At 71.0% G+C, this 16,475-nt stretch carries 26 protein-coding genes and 1 pseudogene; 4 read left to right on the top strand and 23 right to left on the bottom strand.

What is annotated here, in order from left to right; all coding sequences use genetic code 11:
• The 21 genes from GTY84_RS13965 to GTY84_RS13875 all read right to left on the bottom strand — a co-directional run.
• The coding region (locus tag GTY84_RS13965; protein WP_202551111.1) for a DUF4326 domain-containing protein at positions 1-566 on the bottom strand (566 nt) is incomplete at its 3' end.
• Positions 567-621: 55 nt separating this feature from the next.
• Entirely contained in the window at positions 622-2,481 is a 1,860-nt protein-coding gene (locus GTY84_RS13960) for an AAA family ATPase (protein WP_161226574.1), read from the bottom strand.
• 12 nt (positions 2,482-2,493) lie between these two features.
• Complete coding sequence (locus tag GTY84_RS13955) at positions 2,494-2,802, bottom strand: hypothetical protein (protein ID WP_202551110.1); 309 nt, start codon at positions 2,800-2,802, stop codon at positions 2,494-2,496.
• Complete coding sequence (locus tag GTY84_RS13950; RefSeq protein WP_161226573.1) at positions 2,802-3,119, bottom strand: hypothetical protein; 318 nt, start codon at positions 3,117-3,119, stop codon at positions 2,802-2,804. The genes GTY84_RS13955 and GTY84_RS13950 overlap by 1 nt, the downstream gene beginning before the upstream one ends.
• Complete coding sequence (locus GTY84_RS13945; RefSeq protein ID WP_161226572.1) at positions 3,116-3,310, bottom strand: transcription factor WhiB; 195 nt, start codon at positions 3,308-3,310, stop codon at positions 3,116-3,118. Before GTY84_RS13945 ends, GTY84_RS13950 begins: the two co-directional genes overlap by 4 nt.
• A complete protein-coding gene (locus GTY84_RS13940) occupies positions 3,307-3,591 on the bottom strand; it encodes a WhiB family transcriptional regulator (RefSeq protein WP_202551109.1) in 285 nt (94 codons plus the stop codon). Before GTY84_RS13940 ends, GTY84_RS13945 begins: the two co-directional genes overlap by 4 nt.
• Positions 3,561-3,914: a hypothetical protein gene (locus GTY84_RS13935; RefSeq protein WP_161226571.1), complete on the bottom strand. Its 354-nt coding sequence runs from the start codon at positions 3,912-3,914 to the stop codon at positions 3,561-3,563. The genes GTY84_RS13940 and GTY84_RS13935 overlap by 31 nt, the downstream gene beginning before the upstream one ends.
• Positions 3,911-4,498 (bottom strand): crossover junction endodeoxyribonuclease RuvC, encoded by a 588-nt coding sequence (locus GTY84_RS13930; protein WP_161226570.1) that lies wholly within the window; start codon positions 4,496-4,498, stop codon positions 3,911-3,913. The genes GTY84_RS13935 and GTY84_RS13930 overlap by 4 nt, the downstream gene beginning before the upstream one ends.
• A 148-nt stretch (positions 4,499-4,646) precedes the next feature.
• Positions 4,647-5,057 (bottom strand): hypothetical protein, encoded by a 411-nt coding sequence (locus tag GTY84_RS13925; protein WP_161226569.1) that lies wholly within the window; start codon positions 5,055-5,057, stop codon positions 4,647-4,649.
• Entirely contained in the window at positions 5,057-5,815 is a 759-nt protein-coding gene (locus tag GTY84_RS13920) for an exonuclease domain-containing protein (RefSeq protein WP_161226568.1), read from the bottom strand. The genes GTY84_RS13925 and GTY84_RS13920 overlap by 1 nt, the downstream gene beginning before the upstream one ends.
• Positions 5,812-6,603 (bottom strand): ERF family protein, encoded by a 792-nt coding sequence (locus tag GTY84_RS13915; protein ID WP_161226567.1) that lies wholly within the window; start codon positions 6,601-6,603, stop codon positions 5,812-5,814. The genes GTY84_RS13920 and GTY84_RS13915 overlap by 4 nt, the downstream gene beginning before the upstream one ends.
• A gap of 1 nt (position 6,604) precedes the next feature.
• Entirely contained in the window at positions 6,605-7,648 is a 1,044-nt protein-coding gene (locus GTY84_RS13910) for a lambda-exonuclease family protein (protein WP_161226566.1), read from the bottom strand.
• Positions 7,645-7,848 (bottom strand): hypothetical protein, encoded by a 204-nt coding sequence (locus GTY84_RS32980; RefSeq protein ID WP_202551108.1) that lies wholly within the window; start codon positions 7,846-7,848, stop codon positions 7,645-7,647. The genes GTY84_RS13910 and GTY84_RS32980 overlap by 4 nt, the downstream gene beginning before the upstream one ends.
• Positions 7,845-8,159, bottom strand: coding sequence for a hypothetical protein (locus tag GTY84_RS13905; protein ID WP_161226565.1), 315 nt, complete (start codon positions 8,157-8,159; stop codon positions 7,845-7,847). The genes GTY84_RS32980 and GTY84_RS13905 overlap by 4 nt, the downstream gene beginning before the upstream one ends.
• Positions 8,156-8,746, bottom strand: a complete 591-nt coding sequence (locus tag GTY84_RS13900; RefSeq protein ID WP_161226564.1) for a hypothetical protein — start codon at positions 8,744-8,746, stop codon at positions 8,156-8,158. Before GTY84_RS13900 ends, GTY84_RS13905 begins: the two co-directional genes overlap by 4 nt.
• On the bottom strand, positions 8,743-9,123 hold the full coding sequence (locus GTY84_RS13895; protein ID WP_202551107.1) for a hypothetical protein: 381 nt from the start codon (positions 9,121-9,123) through the stop codon (positions 8,743-8,745). Before GTY84_RS13895 ends, GTY84_RS13900 begins: the two co-directional genes overlap by 4 nt.
• Positions 9,120-9,251: a hypothetical protein gene (locus GTY84_RS34660; protein ID WP_272919207.1), complete on the bottom strand. Its 132-nt coding sequence runs from the start codon at positions 9,249-9,251 to the stop codon at positions 9,120-9,122. Before GTY84_RS34660 ends, GTY84_RS13895 begins: the two co-directional genes overlap by 4 nt.
• Entirely contained in the window at positions 9,248-10,012 is a 765-nt protein-coding gene (locus GTY84_RS13890; RefSeq protein ID WP_161226563.1) for a hypothetical protein, read from the bottom strand. Before GTY84_RS13890 ends, GTY84_RS34660 begins: the two co-directional genes overlap by 4 nt.
• Positions 10,009-10,377: a hypothetical protein gene (locus GTY84_RS13885; protein WP_161226562.1), complete on the bottom strand. Its 369-nt coding sequence runs from the start codon at positions 10,375-10,377 to the stop codon at positions 10,009-10,011. The genes GTY84_RS13890 and GTY84_RS13885 overlap by 4 nt, the downstream gene beginning before the upstream one ends.
• 90 nt (positions 10,378-10,467) lie before the next feature.
• A complete protein-coding gene (locus GTY84_RS13880) occupies positions 10,468-10,698 on the bottom strand; it encodes a hypothetical protein (RefSeq protein WP_161226561.1) in 231 nt (76 codons plus the stop codon).
• Complete coding sequence (locus GTY84_RS13875; RefSeq protein ID WP_237532260.1) at positions 10,682-10,948, bottom strand: XRE family transcriptional regulator; 267 nt, start codon at positions 10,946-10,948, stop codon at positions 10,682-10,684. Before GTY84_RS13875 ends, GTY84_RS13880 begins: the two co-directional genes overlap by 17 nt.
• A 313-nt stretch (positions 10,949-11,261) precedes the next feature.
• On the opposite strand from GTY84_RS13875, the gene GTY84_RS13870 reads away from it, so the two are divergent.
• From GTY84_RS13870 to GTY84_RS33840, 4 genes and pseudogenes are all read left to right on the top strand, one after another.
• Positions 11,262-11,627 carry a helix-turn-helix domain-containing protein gene (locus tag GTY84_RS13870; RefSeq protein WP_161226559.1) on the top strand — a complete coding sequence of 122 codons (366 nt, stop codon included), beginning with the start codon at positions 11,262-11,264 and terminating at the stop codon, positions 11,625-11,627.
• 153 nt (positions 11,628-11,780) lie between these two features.
• Entirely contained in the window at positions 11,781-11,987 is a 207-nt protein-coding gene (locus GTY84_RS13865; RefSeq protein ID WP_161226558.1) for a hypothetical protein, read from the top strand.
• A gap of 59 nt (positions 11,988-12,046) precedes the next feature.
• A complete protein-coding gene (locus GTY84_RS13860) occupies positions 12,047-13,354 on the top strand; it encodes a tyrosine-type recombinase/integrase (RefSeq protein ID WP_237532259.1) in 1,308 nt (435 codons plus the stop codon).
• A 349-nt stretch (positions 13,355-13,703) separates the two neighbouring features.
• Positions 13,704-13,912, top strand: a pseudogene (locus GTY84_RS33840) (carboxyl transferase domain-containing protein); the annotation flags it as partial.
• Between the two features lie 43 nt (positions 13,913-13,955).
• On the opposite strand, the gene GTY84_RS13850 reads toward GTY84_RS33840, so the two are convergent.
• Positions 13,956-15,386, bottom strand: coding sequence for a DHA2 family efflux MFS transporter permease subunit (locus GTY84_RS13850; protein WP_161226557.1), 1,431 nt, complete (start codon positions 15,384-15,386; stop codon positions 13,956-13,958).
• 50 nt (positions 15,387-15,436) lie between these two features.
• Positions 15,437-16,351 carry an NADP-dependent oxidoreductase gene (locus GTY84_RS13845; protein WP_161226556.1) on the bottom strand — a complete coding sequence of 305 codons (915 nt, stop codon included), beginning with the start codon at positions 16,349-16,351 and terminating at the stop codon, positions 15,437-15,439.
• Positions 16,352-16,475: the final 124 nt, after the last annotated feature.

Below are 16,475 nucleotides of genomic sequence, written 5' to 3'. Positions count from 1 at the left end.
GTGCGCGCGGTCTGCCAGCGGGGGCAGTTGGCGATCGGGAAGGTGGCTCCGGCGGGTGCGGCGTGGATGTCGCAGGCGTCCGGGTAGCCGGTGCAGCCGCAGCCGTCGGGGTTGCATTGCTCCTCGGGGGGACTGGCGGGCAGGAAGTGCTCGCAGGTGAGGCAGTCGTCGACGGGGTTCGCGAGTTCCAGCAGCACGTCGGCGTGGCAGGGCTCGCCGGGCGGGCACCAGCACATGAGGTCCCGGCCGGCCAGCTCGGTACGCGCGGCCTCGGCGAGGCTGGGCTTCAGGACGAGCCACTCCCGGAACATGACGACGGCCTGCTCCCGGGTCGCGTCCTGCACCAGGTGCGACGTCGTCGTGCCGTCGGGGTGCCGGAAGCCGTGCCACTGCCCGGACGTCTTGCCGAGGCGGCCCTCGCGTTCCCACTCCGAGCCGTCCAGAGCGGGCATGCGGACCTGCGTGCAGGGGTTGCCCCAGCGGCTTCCCCGGCCGACGTAGATGGCTCCTTCGGGGGCGCGCCAGCCCTTCGTGCGGCGGCGCTGGATACGGCGGGGTGGGGTCATCAGAGGCTCCAGAGGGTGGGTGTGCGCGCGGGCGCCGGATATCCGAATGGGCGGCTCAGGCGGCGTCGTGTGGTGGTGGGTTGCCGAGGGTGGGGTCGCAGCCGATGTGGGTGTCGTATCCGCGGTCTCGGCGGTAGCCGGTGAGGGGCTTGTTGCAGGCGGTGCAGTGGGGGTGTTCGGTGGGTGCTCCCTCACCTCCCCCCTCCCTAGAGGGGGAGCGGGGGGAGGGAGGTTTGAGTGGGGCCTCCCCCGGGCCTCCCCCGGAGAGTGGGGGGAGGTTTGACCTGGGGTTTTCGTGGTTCTCCCCGGGGCTCCCCCCAAGATCGCGGGGGATGTTGCTTTCAGGGGCTCGGGGGATGTTCGGGGGGAGGTCATTCGGGGGTGAATCGGACACCGACTGTGACCTGTCGTCGGACATGTCCTCATTCACCCCGAAAGGGGCGCCTGAATTGACATCCCCCGTCCCGGTACGTGCCTCATCGAAGCTGTTCCGGTGCTTCCGAATCCGCACGGCTTCCTCGACCTTGTCCTTCCGCATCTGGATGCCGTACTCCGCACACCACTTGATGACCCGAGGACTGCCCCACTTCAGCGGGATGTCAGCCTTGTCCAGCACCCGCACCAGCCACTGCGCCGTCCCCTTGATCTCGTCAGCAGGACGGTGGTCAAGGGACTCCAGCACCACGGACGTGACCGGCCGGCCGTCCGGCTTGGCCTCCCCGGTGAGGGTGATGACCTTCAACCCAAACTGGAGGTCGCCGGACTCCTCGTCGTCTTTCTGCTTGCCGACCTTGACCGTGACGACGATGTTGCTGGCGCTGTCCCCCTTCTTTGACACGTGCAGCTCGGACTGGAGAGCCCCCTTCGCGCTGGAGGAACCGCGGCCGTGCTCTCCGATGTGGCCGGTGTGGTGGATGACCAGGACACAGGCCCCGGTGGCGCGCCGCAGCTCCTCAATGCGTTCGACGACCACGCCGAGTTCCTTCGCGGAGTTCTCCTCGACGCCCACGGAGACTCGGGCCTGGGTGTCGATGACGATCATCTGGGGCTGGAGGCGCCGCATCGCCTCGATGAGGGTGTCCCACTCGGGCCCTATGGCCTGGACGGGCCGGGGGAGGAAAAGGACGTTGTCCATCTTCAGCCCGTAGTGCTTCTCCCAGGCGCGGACCCGCTTGCGGATGCCGCGGGCGCCTTCGGCCACGAGGTACACGACGGTGCCCTGATGGACGTAGTGGCCGTGCCACTTCATGCCGGTGCCGACGTGCGCGGCCAGGTCGATGGTGACGAAGGACTTCATGTGCCCGGACGGGCCGACGATCCGGGCGAGGGAATCCAGGTGCAGCAGGTCGCCGACGAGTGGTTCAAGGGTCGGCATGTTGTCGAGGCTGGACGCGTCGAGAAGTTCGGCGAGGAGCGCGTCGGCGGGGTCGCCGGAGCGGCCGGCGGCGCGTTCGGACTGCCGCTTGAGGTAGTCGTCGATGAAGGTGACGGCCCGGCCGGGCTCGGCATCGGGCGCGGTCGCCTGCTGGACGATTCGTCGGCCGAGGTCGGCCTCAGCGGTGAGCTCGGCGCGGCGCCGGACCTCTTGGGCGTAGTAGGCGGGGTCGCCTCCGTAGTTCCCGAGCTGGGCGACATAGCCGACGCCGCCGGCCCGCCGAAGTTCCTTGCGCTTCTCCAGCTCGATGCGGAGGGAGATGGGGTTGACGGGCTCGCCCTCGTCGTAGAGGTGGCCCAGGACGTCCCAGATCAGTTCGTGGGCGGGGAGGGCGAAGTCGGTGCGGGCGAGGATGCCGCGGATGGTGGGGATCTGCTTGGGCTGGTGCATGCAGCCACCGAGGACGTAGCGCTCCGCGTCGTGATGGTCGGGGCCGTCCTGATCCGCCGGGTCGCGCGGGAAGGGGCGGACGTTCTCCACGGGGCGGTCTCCTCAGAAGAGCGTGGTCGGTGCGGGCGTGCAGGTGTGGCTGGTGAGGTGCTGGTGCGGGCAGTCCGGGGGATGCCGGGCGTGGGTCCAGCGGAGGCGTAGCGGGCCGTATCGGGGGCGGGGCAGGCACCAGATGAGGTTGTTCGGGGTGCGGTGCAGGAGGGCGGCGGCCCAGGGCCGGGGTTCATCGGGGCCGGGGAGGTCGACGGTGGCGTGGAGTGCCGCGGTGGTGCCGACCCACTGGGCGAGGGTCGGAGTGCCGCAGGCGGGGCAGGGGCGGGCGCCGTCGCCGCCCCGCCTGCGGCCGGCCATCAGGCGACGTCCTCGTCGGGCTGGAAGAGGGTGCCGCCGCTGGTGCGCCGGTCGTACATCTCCCGCTGGATGCTGCGGAGCCGTCCGGCGGTGATCTCGTCGGCGGCGACCTCGATGCCGGTGACGCGGACCTTGACGGTGGGATGCTTGTCCTCGTCGGGGCCGGGCTCGGTGCGCTCGACGTGGGCCAGCTCGACGACGGCGATCCAGCGGCCGCGGCGGAGCTTGAACATCTGCTCGGCGTGGGGTTCGAGGGCTTCGGCGACGTCGGTGAGGACCTTGCTGTCGAACTTGACGTCGGCGTCGATGTGGGTCATCGGGGGCCTTTCTGGTTGGCCGGGCAGGTGGCCCGGTGGTCGGTGATGGGCTGGGAGCGGACGTAGTCGGTGACGTTGGTGCGGCCGGTGATGCGGCGGTGGGTGCCGCAGGCGGTGCACAGGAAGTCGGCGATGGGGGTCTGGCCGCGGTCGGTGCGGCTGATCTGGAGGCCGCCGAGCCAGCCGGTCATGCCGCGGTCCTGCGGCCGGTCGGGACGACCCCGCGGAGACGCCTTCGCCGCAGCTCCTTCTGGGTCATGCCGCCCCACATGCCCCAGTTCTCGCCGGTCTGGATGGCGTGAGCGGCGCACTCGGCCCGGACCGGGCAGGCGGCGCAGACCTGCTGTGCGAGGGTGCGCTGGTTGTGAGAGTCGGGCCCGTCGGCGTAGAAGGCATCGGGGTCGGTGCCGGCGCAGGCCGCGCGGGCCCACCACCCGGCGATCACGCCGCCACCGCCGTCGGGCTGCGCCACACGACCGCGGTCTCCCGGTGGTGCCGCGGGCAGTCCCAGCCCGGCTGCGGGTCGGTGAGGGTGTGGGCCCAGAGGCCGCACGCGCCTCGGGGGCAGGCCATCGAGCCCCACCAGGCGGTGGCGAGGGTCCAGGCGCAGGTGCCGCAGCAGGGGCCGGAGTGGGCGCGGCGGGTGGCGTCGCGGTATCGGGTGGTCAGCCAGGTGGGGTGGGTGCCGAGGAGGTTCTGGGTGGCGTAGACGTGGGTGGTGGCGGGCCTGGTGTGGCACCGGCTGCACAGCGGGTTGAGGGTGGCGAGGTCGAAGAGGGCGAGGGCGGTGGTCATCGGGTCTGCACCGCCTCGCGGTCCGGCCACGTGCAGCCGCCCAGGGCCGCGCGCTGCCGGTCCGGGACCGCGGCGAGCGGCGCCCCCCACCAGTCGCAGGCCGCGGCGAGCGCGGCGTAGGCGTCGGCCTCGTCGTAGCGGGCCGTGCCCTCGGTGTGCACGCCGTACCGGTCGGCGACCGCGGACCGGACCTCGCCCTTGGATGCCTTGCCGTACCCGGCGATGTACAGCTTCAGCGACGACGGCGGGAGCACCGCGTAGGGGATGTGGTGCCGGTGGCAGTAGCGGCGGACGAGGACGCGCAGGCCGGCCAGGTCTTCGTGTCCGCCGAGTCCGCCGTGGCCGAAGCTCGGGCCTTCCATGGCGACGAGGTCGGCGGAGCGGATGAAGGAGGCGATGCCGTCTTCGAGGTGGGCGAGACGGGCGTCGCCGGTGAGCTTGGTGCGGATGTGGTCGGTCCAGCCCTCGCCTGCGATTCCGGTGGAGCGGAGGGAGAGGTCGAGGCCGATGATGAGGGGTCGGGGCCCGGCCGTCGTGGTGGCGGCCGGTGTCTCGGGGCGGAGGTCGAACAAGGCGGCGGTCATCGGGGGTCTCCCGTGGTGGTCGTAGTGGGGCGGGTGTCCGGCCGGGCCGGGAGGCGGCGCCGGGCCGGGGCGGGCCAGTAGCGGCCAAGGAGCGTGGCGCCGACACCGATGGCGGTTAGGGCTCCGGCAAGCGCCGCGGCGAAGTGGCTCACGACGCGGGCCCCTTGCGGTCCTGGCGGGTGCGCTGCCAGTCCCGGCCCGCGAGCACCGCGGTGTCGTCGAGGCCGAGGGCTTCGTCGAGGCGGGCCTGGAGCCGGTCCGCGCGGTGCCGCTCCGCGTCCCGGACGGTGAGGAGTCGCGCGCCGACCCGCTGGAGGCGCGTGATGCGGCGCTCCAGGGCGGCGGCGTACCCGGGGTCCGACTCGGCCAGCGCGGCCATTCGGCGGCCGGTCACGAGGAGCTGCTCCTCCAGGCCCCGGGCCGTGGCGTCGGCCTCGGCGAGCTGCCGGGCGAGCTGCTGCCTCTCGGTCTCGGTGGCGGCCTGCCGGGCCTCGGCGGCGGCGGCCTGCTTGCGGAGAGCGGTGGTCTCGGCGGCGTGACGGCGGCGGGTGACGAACATCAGGCGTCACCGCCTCGCTGAGCCGGGATCAGCGGCCACGAGCCGTCGATCACCTTGGCCGGGTCCCCGCCCTGCTCAGGCGTCGCCCGCGTCCGGAACCACTTCTGAAGCCCGGCCTGCTGCTCCGCCCGCCACGCCTGCTGCGCCGCGAACAGGGCCGCCGGGCCCAGATCGGTCAGCCGCGGGTACCGCTCGAACTGGGCCTCCGCGATCAGCAGCGCGGCCAGGGCGTCGGCCTCGGCGGTGTGCCAGTCGGTCAGCGTGACGCCGTACCGCTCGGCGGTCGGCTTCAGCTTCCGCTGGCCACTGCCCTTGACGTACCGGTCGAACTGCTTGTCGATGACGTGCGGGTCCACCAGCGGCACCGGGAGGTCCGAGTACGCGGCGAGGCGGTCCTCGACGGTGGGCAGGCCGTTGCGCACGAGGTCGTGGTGGAGGATCGACCAGTCGAAGGACTGGTTGAAGGCGACGACGGGCATGCCCCATACGGCTGCCTGGAGCAGGTTGGTCGCGATCTCGTCGAGGGCGGCCTTTGGGTCCTGTCCGTCGGCCTTCACCATGGCGTCGGTGATGCCGTGGACTTCGCTGGCCTCGGCGGGGATCGGGATGCCGGGGTTGATGAGCCAGGAGAAGACGCGGTCGTCCCGGCCGCCGCCGCGGACGATGATCGCCGCGGTGACGATGCGGTCCTCCAGCGGGTTCGGGCCGGTGGTCTCGGTGTCCCAGGACAGCTTGCGGACGTCGGCGAAGGTGCTCACTCGGCACCCCCGGCGGCGCGCTCCTTGCCGATGCGGACGACCATCGCCCCGATCTGCTCCTCGTCCCCGACCTCGTTGGTGACCAGGGCGCCCAACTGGCGCGTCGTCCCCAACTCGTGGTGGATCTGCCGCAGTCGCCCGGCGCTCGTGCGCGGGTTGCAGATCTCGTCCAGGTAGGTAGCCGCTGGCCGGACCGGCGTCTCACCACGTTCGACACGAGTCGAGTCCGGGTCCGGGTCGTGGGTCGGCGTCAACCCGCCCGTCAGCAGCAGCACCCTCAGCGCCACCGACTGCGCCTTGGCCGTGCCCTTGTCCGCCGAGTCGAGCGCTTCGCCGCGGGACTTCAGCAGCATCGGCAGGGTGTCGCCCTTGGGGCCCATGACCATCCAGGAGACGGTCGCGGTGCACTCGCGCATCTTGTTGCCCTTGGACGTGGTGGTGTCCCGGTGCTCCGCCTCGATACCGACGGGGAAGATGTTGAGCCCGTGCTTGAGCGTGACGGGGCCGAAGGTGTTGACGACAGTGTCGACGCCGCGGAAGTTGAAGCGGGTGCCGCCGCCGTTGTACTGCTCGCGCTTGGCGATGGCGCGGACTTCCTTACGGACGCGGAGCCACGCGATGTGGACGGGCACCATCTCGGGGTCGTCGTCGCCGGGCTCGTAGTCGGCCATCGGGTCCGGAGCGGGGACGTACTCTTCAGGTGCCCGGCCGCGGTCCATCTCGTCGAGGAGATCGTCCGTCTTCAGCGTCCGGCCGGCGGCTGCGGCCGCGTTCTCTCGCAGGCCCATGTCAGAAGTCCCCCTTGTACTGCTGCGCGATGGCGATGCGCTCGGTCGGATTGGGTGTCACGCACGCCTCGTAGGCGTCGGGCCAGCGTTCGGCGAGGAGCTCCAGATCGACGCGCGGAGCGGCGTTGGACGGCTCCAGGGAGTAGGCGCGCTCACCAGCGATCAGGGCTTCTTGCGCGTCGCCGAGGGCGGCGACCATGCGGGCCTTCGCCTGGCTCTTCGCCTTCCTCGCGGCCGACTCGGCGCGCTGGTGGCGGTTGTAGTCAGCCAGCGCGTCGAGGGCGTCGTCGTGCCGGACGATGTCCACCGATCCGGACCGGATCGGGTGCAGCCGGCGGAACAGCTTCGTCAGCGCCTCGCCGTCCCCGCTCGGCTCCGGCGGCACCTGCGCCTGGACGTGCTCGACCCAGAACTTGTCGACCGCGGTCGTGATGTCCGCGATCACGTCGGCGTACTGGTCAGCGCGGATGGTGCCCTGGTGGTAGTCGTTGCCGCCGATGAGCACGGCGTAGTGCATGTGCTCGTAGCCGTTGACGGCGATCTGCCAGAGCACCTGCGCGGTGACGTCGTCGGGTGCTCCGGCGTGCCACTGCGCGGACTTGAAAGCGCTGCGGGTCTTGATCTCCAGCGCGCACGGCGCCTGCTCGTGGGAGTCGAGGGGGCACTCGGTGACGCGTCGGTCGAGGGTGGTCATCCAGTGTGGGTGGTCCTGGTGGGCGACGAGGCCGACGCGGCGGATCACGCTGCGGTTCTGCATCGCCCAGCGGTGGGCGACGTTGGCCTCGTTGACGGTGCCCCAGTAGGCGGCCTCGCCTGCGTCGTCGACGTCGTGGCCGAGCTTGTCGAGGTAGACCTTCAGCGGCGGGTTCTTCTCGACGAGGCCGAGGATCGCGGGGACGTCGCTGGAGCCGATGCCGGAGCGGCGGGCGGTGAGCCAGTCGGCGCGGTCGGCGTCGGCGGGGAGGATAAGACGGCCGGTGGGAGTGACCCGGCGGCCGGCGGCCGGGGCGGTGGTGGCCGCCCCGGCCTGCACGGTCGTGCTCATGCGCTGGTGTCTCCGTTCAGGGAGGCGAGGGCGTCGGCCCACGCGTCGTCCGGGGCCGGGCCCCAGACGGCGTTGCCGTAGGCGGCCTGGTGGCGGGCGGCGATCTCGCGGGCGGCGTCGGCTCCGGCGCGGATCTCGCCGCGCTGGATCTGGCCGAGGATCCGGGCCGCGTCGGTGATGGGGGCGGAGGGGATGGTCACGGGCGGGTCCTCCCGGCCCGGGAAGCGGCGGCCCCCATGGGGCTGGCCATCTTCCGGGCCTCGCGGTCGTCGCGCTGGTACTCGGCGAGGAGCTGACGGACGTCGGTCAGGTCACCGTGCTCGGCGACGGCGACCAGGGTGGCCACCAGGCCGCGGAGCATGGCGAGTTCGCCGTCGTAGGCCTGTCCGTCCTCGATCAGGACGGCGGCCCGGTGGGCGTCGGCGAGTTGCTCGGCGTGGTCCACGGCGGTGAGCGGTGCTCCCGGCACGCGGGCGAGAGCGGCGATCAGGTGCTGGCGGGCGGTGCTCACGCGGCACCCGCCCCACTGCGTGCCGCCGAGCAGCCCGTCCGGCCGACCACGTAGGACGGCCGCAGCCACAGGCACGACTCCAGGTCCCAGCCGTACAAGTCCGGGCCCGACCGAGGCAGTCGGGTCGCCCACTGGCCCCTGTCCGTCAGGTAGACGCCGTCCCACCCGTCGGCGGCCAGCGCCTCCCAATCCGGGTAGCGGCCGCCGTTGCGGGGCGCAGCGTACGGGTTCGGTTCGGCAGGGTAGGCGGCGATGATCGCGGCCAGGTGCGCCTGGTCGTCGATCAGCAGGAGCCGGGCGGTGCCGGTCGGCCAGACCTCGGTGAGCATCTGACTGCTGGTGTCCGCGTCCATCTCGGCGCGGCTCCACTCCAGCCAGGCGCTGTCCGTCGGGGTCCGATCAGCCCGGTGTGCGGTGACCGGCGAGGTCCAGAGACCGGTCCCTGCGTGGGGCTTGACCCATCCGGTCCCGATGCCGCGCACGGGGCGCCACCGCGTCGGGTCGGAGGTAAGGCGGACATCGTGGTCCGCGTCGTGGGCGTACACCTGAGGCGGCAGAGCGGCGGGGGTGATGGTCACGAGGCTCATGCCGCACCCGCCGCGCTGCGCGCCGGGGCGCCCTCGGCCCGCGCCGGGGCCACCGCGAGCAGCCGCTCCGCCAGCCCCACCACCCGGTCCCCGTACACCGGGATCTCGTAGCCCAGCGCCGCGAGGAGCTGCTCCACGTAGAGCCCCTCCGGCTCCCACCCGTCGTGGGCGCGGGCCTCGGCCCGGTCCCGGGCCATCTCGTCGAGCAGGTCGAGGAGGTCCGCGTTGTCGGCCAGGGTGGTGAGCATCGCGGTGAGGTAGTCCTCCATGTCGAGGACGGCGCCCGTCGGGAGGCGGCGGATGTAGATGGGGTAGGGGCCGGTGACGGCGGGGCGGCGGAAGAGCCGGTGGAAGACGAGCCGGATTCGGGTGATCATCGGGGGCCACCTCCGTGGCGGTAGCGGGCGGCGAGACGGGCGCACAGGTCGGGCAGGGAAGACGCGCAGAAGACGGCCCAGACGATTCCGGCGGCGGCGACCCACAGGAGCCACTCGGCGGCGCTCATTCGTCACCGTCCGGGTCGTACGCGGAAGCGACCTCCAGCGGCGTCACCACGTAGCCCGAGCGCCAGGTGCGCCCGCGTTCCATGCCGCGAGGGGTGGCGTGCACGAACAGCTCCTGCTCGCCGTCCTCCGGCTGGTCGACGGTGTCCTCGTCCTCACGCCACCAGAGCGACACCTTCGTGCTCTCGTCGTACTCGCGGCGCATCTCGGTCTCGCAGTGCTTCCGCGCCTCGGCGGCCGTGGTGTAGTGGCCCATCACGATCGAGTCGTGCGACGCCCGGTACACCGTCAGCGTCGGCGACTCCAGCTCGGCGACCCGAGCCCGCAGCCGCTCCAACTCGCCGCCGCGCATCGACTCCCACAAGCCGAGCACCGCCGGGATCGCCGTCTCCAAGTAGCCCCAGTCCCAGTACCCCTGGAAGAAGCCACCCGACGACAGACACTTCTCCGGCCACGCGTCACAGGCACACAAGTCCTCGTGGACCATGTCGTTCACCGCGCGGTTCCCGGATGCGGCGAGGGCGTCGACCTGAGCCTCGGGCAGCGCGATCGGCCGGACGACCGGGCCCGGGCCCACCGGCGCCAGCAGCACGTCCGCCGATCCGCCGATCCCGCGCTCCGCCAGCTCGGGCAGCGTCGCCATCACGAACTCCGGGCAGTTGCAGACGCCCTCCGGCGCGTACAAGGCGAGCCCGTCCCGGGTCACCGCCCGGCGCGTCCACACCGTGCCGTCCAGGGTGTTCACCTCCAGCGGGGCACTCATGCGGCCACCGCCTCGGTGACCTCGCACGGAACCCAGCCGGACGCTGGAACCGGCACCGTCACCAGCACCCGGCACCCGATGTAGCCCTCGTCAGCCCCGGCAACGGTGGACAGCGTCCACACCGTCACCCCGAAGCCCGTGTCGAGCTTGGCGACCGTGCCGCCCTTCTCCTCCAGCCACGCGGCCAGCACCTGGATGTCTGCCGACGTGACGCGCACCGCGTCCGCGTCGACCTCGTGGTCGGCCTGCGGCAGACCGAGGATGTTGACGGTGACCTCGTAGTCGTTCTCGTTGTCGCGTCGCGCCGCCTCGTGGGCCAGCACCGACAGATGCTCGATGCGCGGGGTCTGGAATGATGTGGCCACGGGGGCCTCGCTTTCAGAGTGGTGATGGTCGCCGAGTCGGGGGTCGCCGGGCCTGCAAGCGGGCGGCCCTTCGGCGTTGGTGAGGAACCTTCAGGCCGTCGCAGCGAGCTGCTCGGCGTACTCCGCCATCCAGCCCCGGACCTGGTCCAGGTCGAAGCGGAAGCCACGGGCGCCGAACGGCTCGCGCGGCATCCCGGCCTTCATCCACTGGCGGACGGTCCAGTCGGAGACGCCGTAGTACGTCTCCAGCTCCTTCTGGCTCAGGAGCGGCAGCAGGCCGGCCGGGAGGCTGGCGACGTGCCGGTCAACCTTGGTCGGCATCAGGTGTTGACCTTTCTACTGTCACGGTGGAATGTGCAGGTATGGCAAAGAGGTCCTGGAGCGGCGCGTTGGTCCTCCGATGGAGGGCCTCGGCCATAAACCAGGCGGTGTCCCACTCACAGCGGTCGCGGGCGGTCTTTCCTCTGCCGGTCAGGCGTCCGACGGTGGCGGGGCTGATGCCCTTGCCGGCCGGGTCGACCTCCTTGGTCGCCTCGGCGAGTTCCGGACCGGTGAGTCCGGCTCGCTTCATGGCGTCTCTCAGTGGCTGGCCTGCGCCCTTGCGGCTGAGTTTTGGCATGTGGACCTCGTGCCGGGTTGTGGCTGGTGTGGCGCCATGGGCTGCGGCGCTGTGACCTTTCTACCGTCACAGTCACGCTTCTGTCAACGAGTCTCCCCGAGTCCCGCCGAGCGGCGGCAAGTTAGTGGCCTTTTTCGAACGACTGTTCTATAGTGGCGCGGCATATGCAGCTCCACGCCTGCGTGACGGGGAGGTTACGCACGGGCGTGGAACGCGCCATGGTTCTACTTTTACTTGCAAAAAGTAGAGTCGGGCGGGCACTCTGGTGCCCGTGGAAGCCGACCCCAACGCCGAGACGTTCGCGCAGGTACTCGCCGAGCTGATGGTGCACTACAACGCCAGCCAGTCCGACGTGGCCCGCGCCATCGAGGCGTCCCCTTCCACGGTCAGCACCTGGATCAACGGCCGCAAGGTCCCTCGCGACGAGGCCATCCGACGCCTCGCCCAGGCCTTCCCGCAGTACAGCCTGACGCGGCTCACGGCTGCCGCCGGCCGCCGGGCCCCTGCCCCGCTCGGCCCCGACGCCAAGGCGCGCCTCCTGAGCGTCTTCGACAGGCTGACGCAGGAGCAGCAGGAGATGCTGGAGATTCAGGCGAAGGCGCTCGCGGACAGCAACAAGCAACTCCCTTAGCCTGAAGGTCAGTCACACCCTGTGCGCGGACGTGTAGATTCCGTGCGCTAAGCAGTGTCATATTCCCGCCGCAAGGAGTACGGTCGATCGGGCCGACGCTCTCCTCCTCCCCCGTTGGCGACACTCAGCCGTGCATCCAAAGGGGAGTGCGCCATGTGCATCCGTGTCCTGTACGCGCCGCTCGACGAGATCAGCGATCCGTGGGACCGCGACAGGAACGTGATCACCATTCCGCCGGATCTGCGTGACGGGTTCGCCGTCCGCGCCGTCCGCGCCGTTCTCGACGAAATTGGTGTCCGCCAGAGGTCCTTGGGTGCACGCTGCTGGTGCGGCGAGAGCATCCGCCTCGCTGCCCAGTGACAGAACGAGGTGCTTCGTGACGCCCAAGAAGACCCGCCAGCCCTGCCGCAGGAGGCACCATGCCGCCTAGGGCCACGAACAACCCCCGCCAGCTCCGCTCGAAGTCGTGCGGCTGCCAGGCGTGCATGGAGAAGTACCCGCTGGCCGAACACGGCGAGCGGAAGAAGCGCCGCGACTGCCTCGGCTCCTGGCAGGCCCGCTACCGAGACAGCAACGGCGACCAGAAGGCGAAGAACTTCCCGAAGAAGAAGGAGGCCGACGCCTTCCTGGACAGGATGCGCGAGGCCGTACGCTCCGGGACCTACCTGGACCCCAAGCGCGGCGAGATCACCCTCAGCGCCTGGTGGGACGAATGGTGGCCCGGCCACGAGCCCAAGAGGACCACCACCCGCAACCGAAAGCTCAGCTCCTGGACGTGCCACATCGAGCCGAAGTGGGGGCGGCGCAAGCTCAACTCGATTCGGCACGCCGAGGTCCAGGCGTGGATGCGGACCGAGGTCAAGGGCCACGCCACGCAGGTGAAGGTCCGTGAGCTGCTCCGCGCGCTGATGCGCGACGCAGTGGTGGACGAGCGCATTGCGAAGAACCCGCTCGACTCCGTCACCATCACGGCCGCAGCCCCGACGAAGCACCCGGACGATCTGCGGCCCCCCACCGAAGAGCAGTACGCCGCGATCCGCGAGGCCATCCCCGGGTGGTATCAGCCGCTCGTCGACTTCGCGCACGAGACCGGCATGCGCTGGAGCGAGATCATCGGTCTGCGCGCCTGCTACCTCGACCTTGAGGGCCAGACAGCTGAGGTCAGGCACATCCTCGTGGACGACCGCGGGACCGTCGTCCGCCAGAGCATGCCGAAAACCGTCGCCGGATACAGGGCGGTCCCCCTCACATCGCTCGCCGTGGAGGCCGCCGCGCTGATGCTGGAGCGCCTGCCAGCGTCCAGGGCGGTGACCGACGTTGAGACCGGACTGTGCCCGGACGAACTCGTGTTCCGCGGCCCGATGGCCGGTGAGGTCCGATCCCTCCAGGGGGAGAAGACCGTGCTGGACGGAGTGCTGCGCGGCAACAACTTCCGGCGCCGGATCTGGATCCCCGCGATCAAGGAAGTGGGATTGGCACGGCTCATCAAGAACCCCGAGACCGGACGAGAGGAGTACTGGCCGCGGATGCACGACTACCGGCACGCGCTGGCGAGCCGTCTGCATGCTCGGGGCGTGAGCGAGAAGGACGTGCAGCTCATGCTCGGGCAGGAGCGGGGTGGGCGGGTGACGTGGCTCTACACGCACGGCAGCGAGGGTGCGGCAGACCGCGTGCGCGATGCCCTTGAGGCTGGCGGTACCGGCCGTCACCTGCGGGCGGTCTCGTGATGACCGCAGGGATGTGGAATCCACTTCACGTCCACATTCCCCCCTCCGCGAGCCTCGTCGAAGCTCGGCCAATCTCGTAGCGAGGGGATCACCACCCTGTTGACCTGCGCTCGGGGCCACTCGGCGAGACTCCGTGAGACCCGCTTCTAGGGTCACGTGATTTTGCATGGCAGATGTCAGGGGTTCGACTCCCCTAGGCTCCACTTCGAAACACCCCTCTGACCTTTGGAAACGTCGTCAGGGGGGTGTTTTTTGTCCCTGTTTGACGTGCTGACGTGCTGACGTGCTGACGTGCTGACGTGCTGACGTGCTGACGTGTCGGCGTGCCGGCGTGCTGACGTCCCACGGCGACGAGGAGACGTGCATCGCCGAGGTGTGCCACCTCCTCTTCCTGCTCCCGCAGAACAACCGGGAGAGCTTCCGCCGGCCGTCGCGCCGGGGGGCGCGGACCGGCGTCGGAAGGCGCTGCGCGACCAGGTCCCCGCCGACGGCAACCGGCCGTACGGCATGGCCTGGGTCATCGGGGAGAGCGTCGACGACGGCGAGTACCTGGACGTCCGGGGCGCGCGGCGCCGCCGGGGCCCGTGGCCGGGCCCGGGGCTCAGCCCCTGGCCTTGCGGGGCAGCCGGAGGGCGAGCGCGAGGGGCGCCAGGAGCAGCCCGGTCATCCACCAGAACGTGACGGTGAACGCGGACCCGCCGGCCGTGCGGCCCGGCTCGGACATGAGCTGCAGGCTCACCGCGGCCATGGCCCCGCCGAGCGCGCCGCCGACGCGCTGGCCGACGGCACTGATCGTGGTGATGTGGGGGATCGCCTCCTGCGGCAGCCTGCTCTGGTAGAGCGAGGCCGACAGCGGGATCGAGATGGAGGCGAGGCCCATGCCGCGCAGCGCGAGCGCCGCGCCGAGGAGCAGGTCGTCGGGGTGCGCGCCGGAGAAGGCGAAGGGCACGGTGCCCGCGGTGGTGAGCAGCAGACCGCACAGCACGATCGGCCGGGCGCCGAACCGGTCGTTCAGCGAGCCGATGAATACGGCCGCTATTCCCATTCCGGCGCCCTGCGGCGCGAGCAGTGCTCCGGCGGCCGTCGCACTGAGGCCGACGACCTGCTGGTAATAGAGCGGAATCAGGAAGAGCAGGCCGTACAGCAGGAATCCTACTACGAAGAGGAGTACGACGGTGATGGAAAAGCCCTTGTTCCCGAAAAGGCTCAGGTCGATCAGTGGATTCTGGCGGGTCCGCAGCGCGCGCCGGGCAAAGAGGACCGTCAGGAGGATTCCGGCGACGACGAACGCCACGTTCCGGACGACGGGAAGGACCCCGCCGGAGCCGGTCATGTCCGTGCCGGCCACCTCCGACAGGCCGTACACAAGGCCCGCCAGCCCGGGGGTGATGAGCAACAGGCCCTTCCAGTCGAGGCGCGCCGTGCGGTCGGCGCCGTCGCGCGGCAGCACGATCAGGGCCGCGCCCAGCGCGATGACCAGGAGCGGGAGCTGACCGTAGAACAGCCACCGCCAACTGGCCGAGTCGATGACGGCGCCGGCCGCGATGGGGCCCAGGACCGGCGCCAGGGTGGAGGGCACGGCGACCGCGCTGAACGCGCGGCCGGCCCGTTCGGGACCGGCCGCGCGGGTCAGCACCACGGTGGCGACCATGCCGATGAGGCCGCCGGAGAACCCCTGGAGTACCCGGAAGAGGATCAGGCTCGCCGACGACCAGGCGGCCCCGCACAGCACCACGGAGGCCAGGAAGGCCACCAGGGAGAGCAGCCACACGGTCCGCGCGCGGAAGCGGTCGACCATGTACCCGGAGACCGGAATGGCCGCGCAGGTGGCGAGCAGATAGGCGCCGGTGACCCATTGGACGGCCTGGGTCGACGCCGAGAAGTCCTTTCCGATCGCATCGATCGCCACCACCATGACGGTGCCGTCGATCGCGGCCACGATGGTGCCCAGAATCACAACGCAGCCGAGCGTTATCAGACTGGTTTCCTTCTGCGCCTTTTTGGCGCCCGCCTCCGTGATTTCTGACGCCACGGTGTCCTGGATTCCCTTCGTTCTTTTCTGCCGTGCGGGGCGGTGGCGCCTCAGTCGACGGTGAGGACCAGCTTTCCGCGCCCGTGGCCGGTCTCCAGCTCCCGGTGCGCCTCGGCGGCCCGGGCGAGCGGGTGGGCGTTGCGGATGTGGATGCGGATGCTGCCCTGCTCGTAGAGCCGGATCAGCTCCAGCAGCCGCTCGACCGACCGGCCGGGCCCCAGCGCGGGCACGCCCAGCTCCTCCGCGGCCTCGTCGGAGATCATGGTCCTGATGCGGTTCTTGTCCTTGACCAGCTCGACGGAGGCCCGCAGCGCGTCGGGGCCCGCGTTGTCCATGGCGGCGTCCACGCCGTTCGGCGCCACCGCCCTGACCCGTTCGACCAGTCCCTCGCCGTAGGCCACCGGCACGGCGCCGATCGAGCGCAGGTAGTCGTGGTTGGCCTCGCTCGCGGTGCCGATGACGGTGGTGGCGCCCCAGGCCCTGGCGAGCTGGACCGAGAAGGTGCCGAGGGCCCCGGCCGCCGCGTGGATGAGGACCGTGTCGCCCGGCCCCACCTTCATCTCGCCCAGGCACAGGTGGGCGCCCTGGCCGTTGGCGGAGAAGCCGCCCGCGACGTCCCAGGGCATGCTCGCGGGCTTGTGCGCGATCTGGTCGGCGGGCGCCACGACGTACTCGGCGTAGCTGCCCAGCGTGGTGTAGCCGAGGACCTCGTCGCCCTCGGCGAAGCCGGTGACGCCCTCGCCCACCCGGTCGACGACGCCGGCGAACTCGTTGCCGGGCACGACCGGGAAGCCGAGGTCGATGGAGGGGGGCGCCCACCCCTGCCGGATGCCGGTGTCGAAGTGCTGGACACCGGCCGCCCGGACGCGGACGCGCACCTGCCCCGGACCGGCCTGGGGCTCGGGGACGTCGGCCAGGGTCAGGACCTCGGGCCCGCCGAACGAGAACAACGCTGCAGCCTTCATCGCCGTCACTTCGCATTCACTGGTTCGTGGAACTGGGACACTTCGTAGTCCTCACGGCGCCGCTCCCCGGCGCTGCGAGATTCACGCAACGGTCTTGAGGTTGCCTCGACTGCTGCTTGACGCC

It is taken from the genome of Streptomyces sp. SID8352, from assembly GCF_009862265.1.
Taxonomy (GTDB): domain Bacteria; phylum Actinomycetota; class Actinomycetes; order Streptomycetales; family Streptomycetaceae; genus Streptomyces.
The sequence above is the reverse complement of the archived record's forward strand: the minus strand, read 5'-3'. Positions and strand labels throughout refer to the sequence as shown.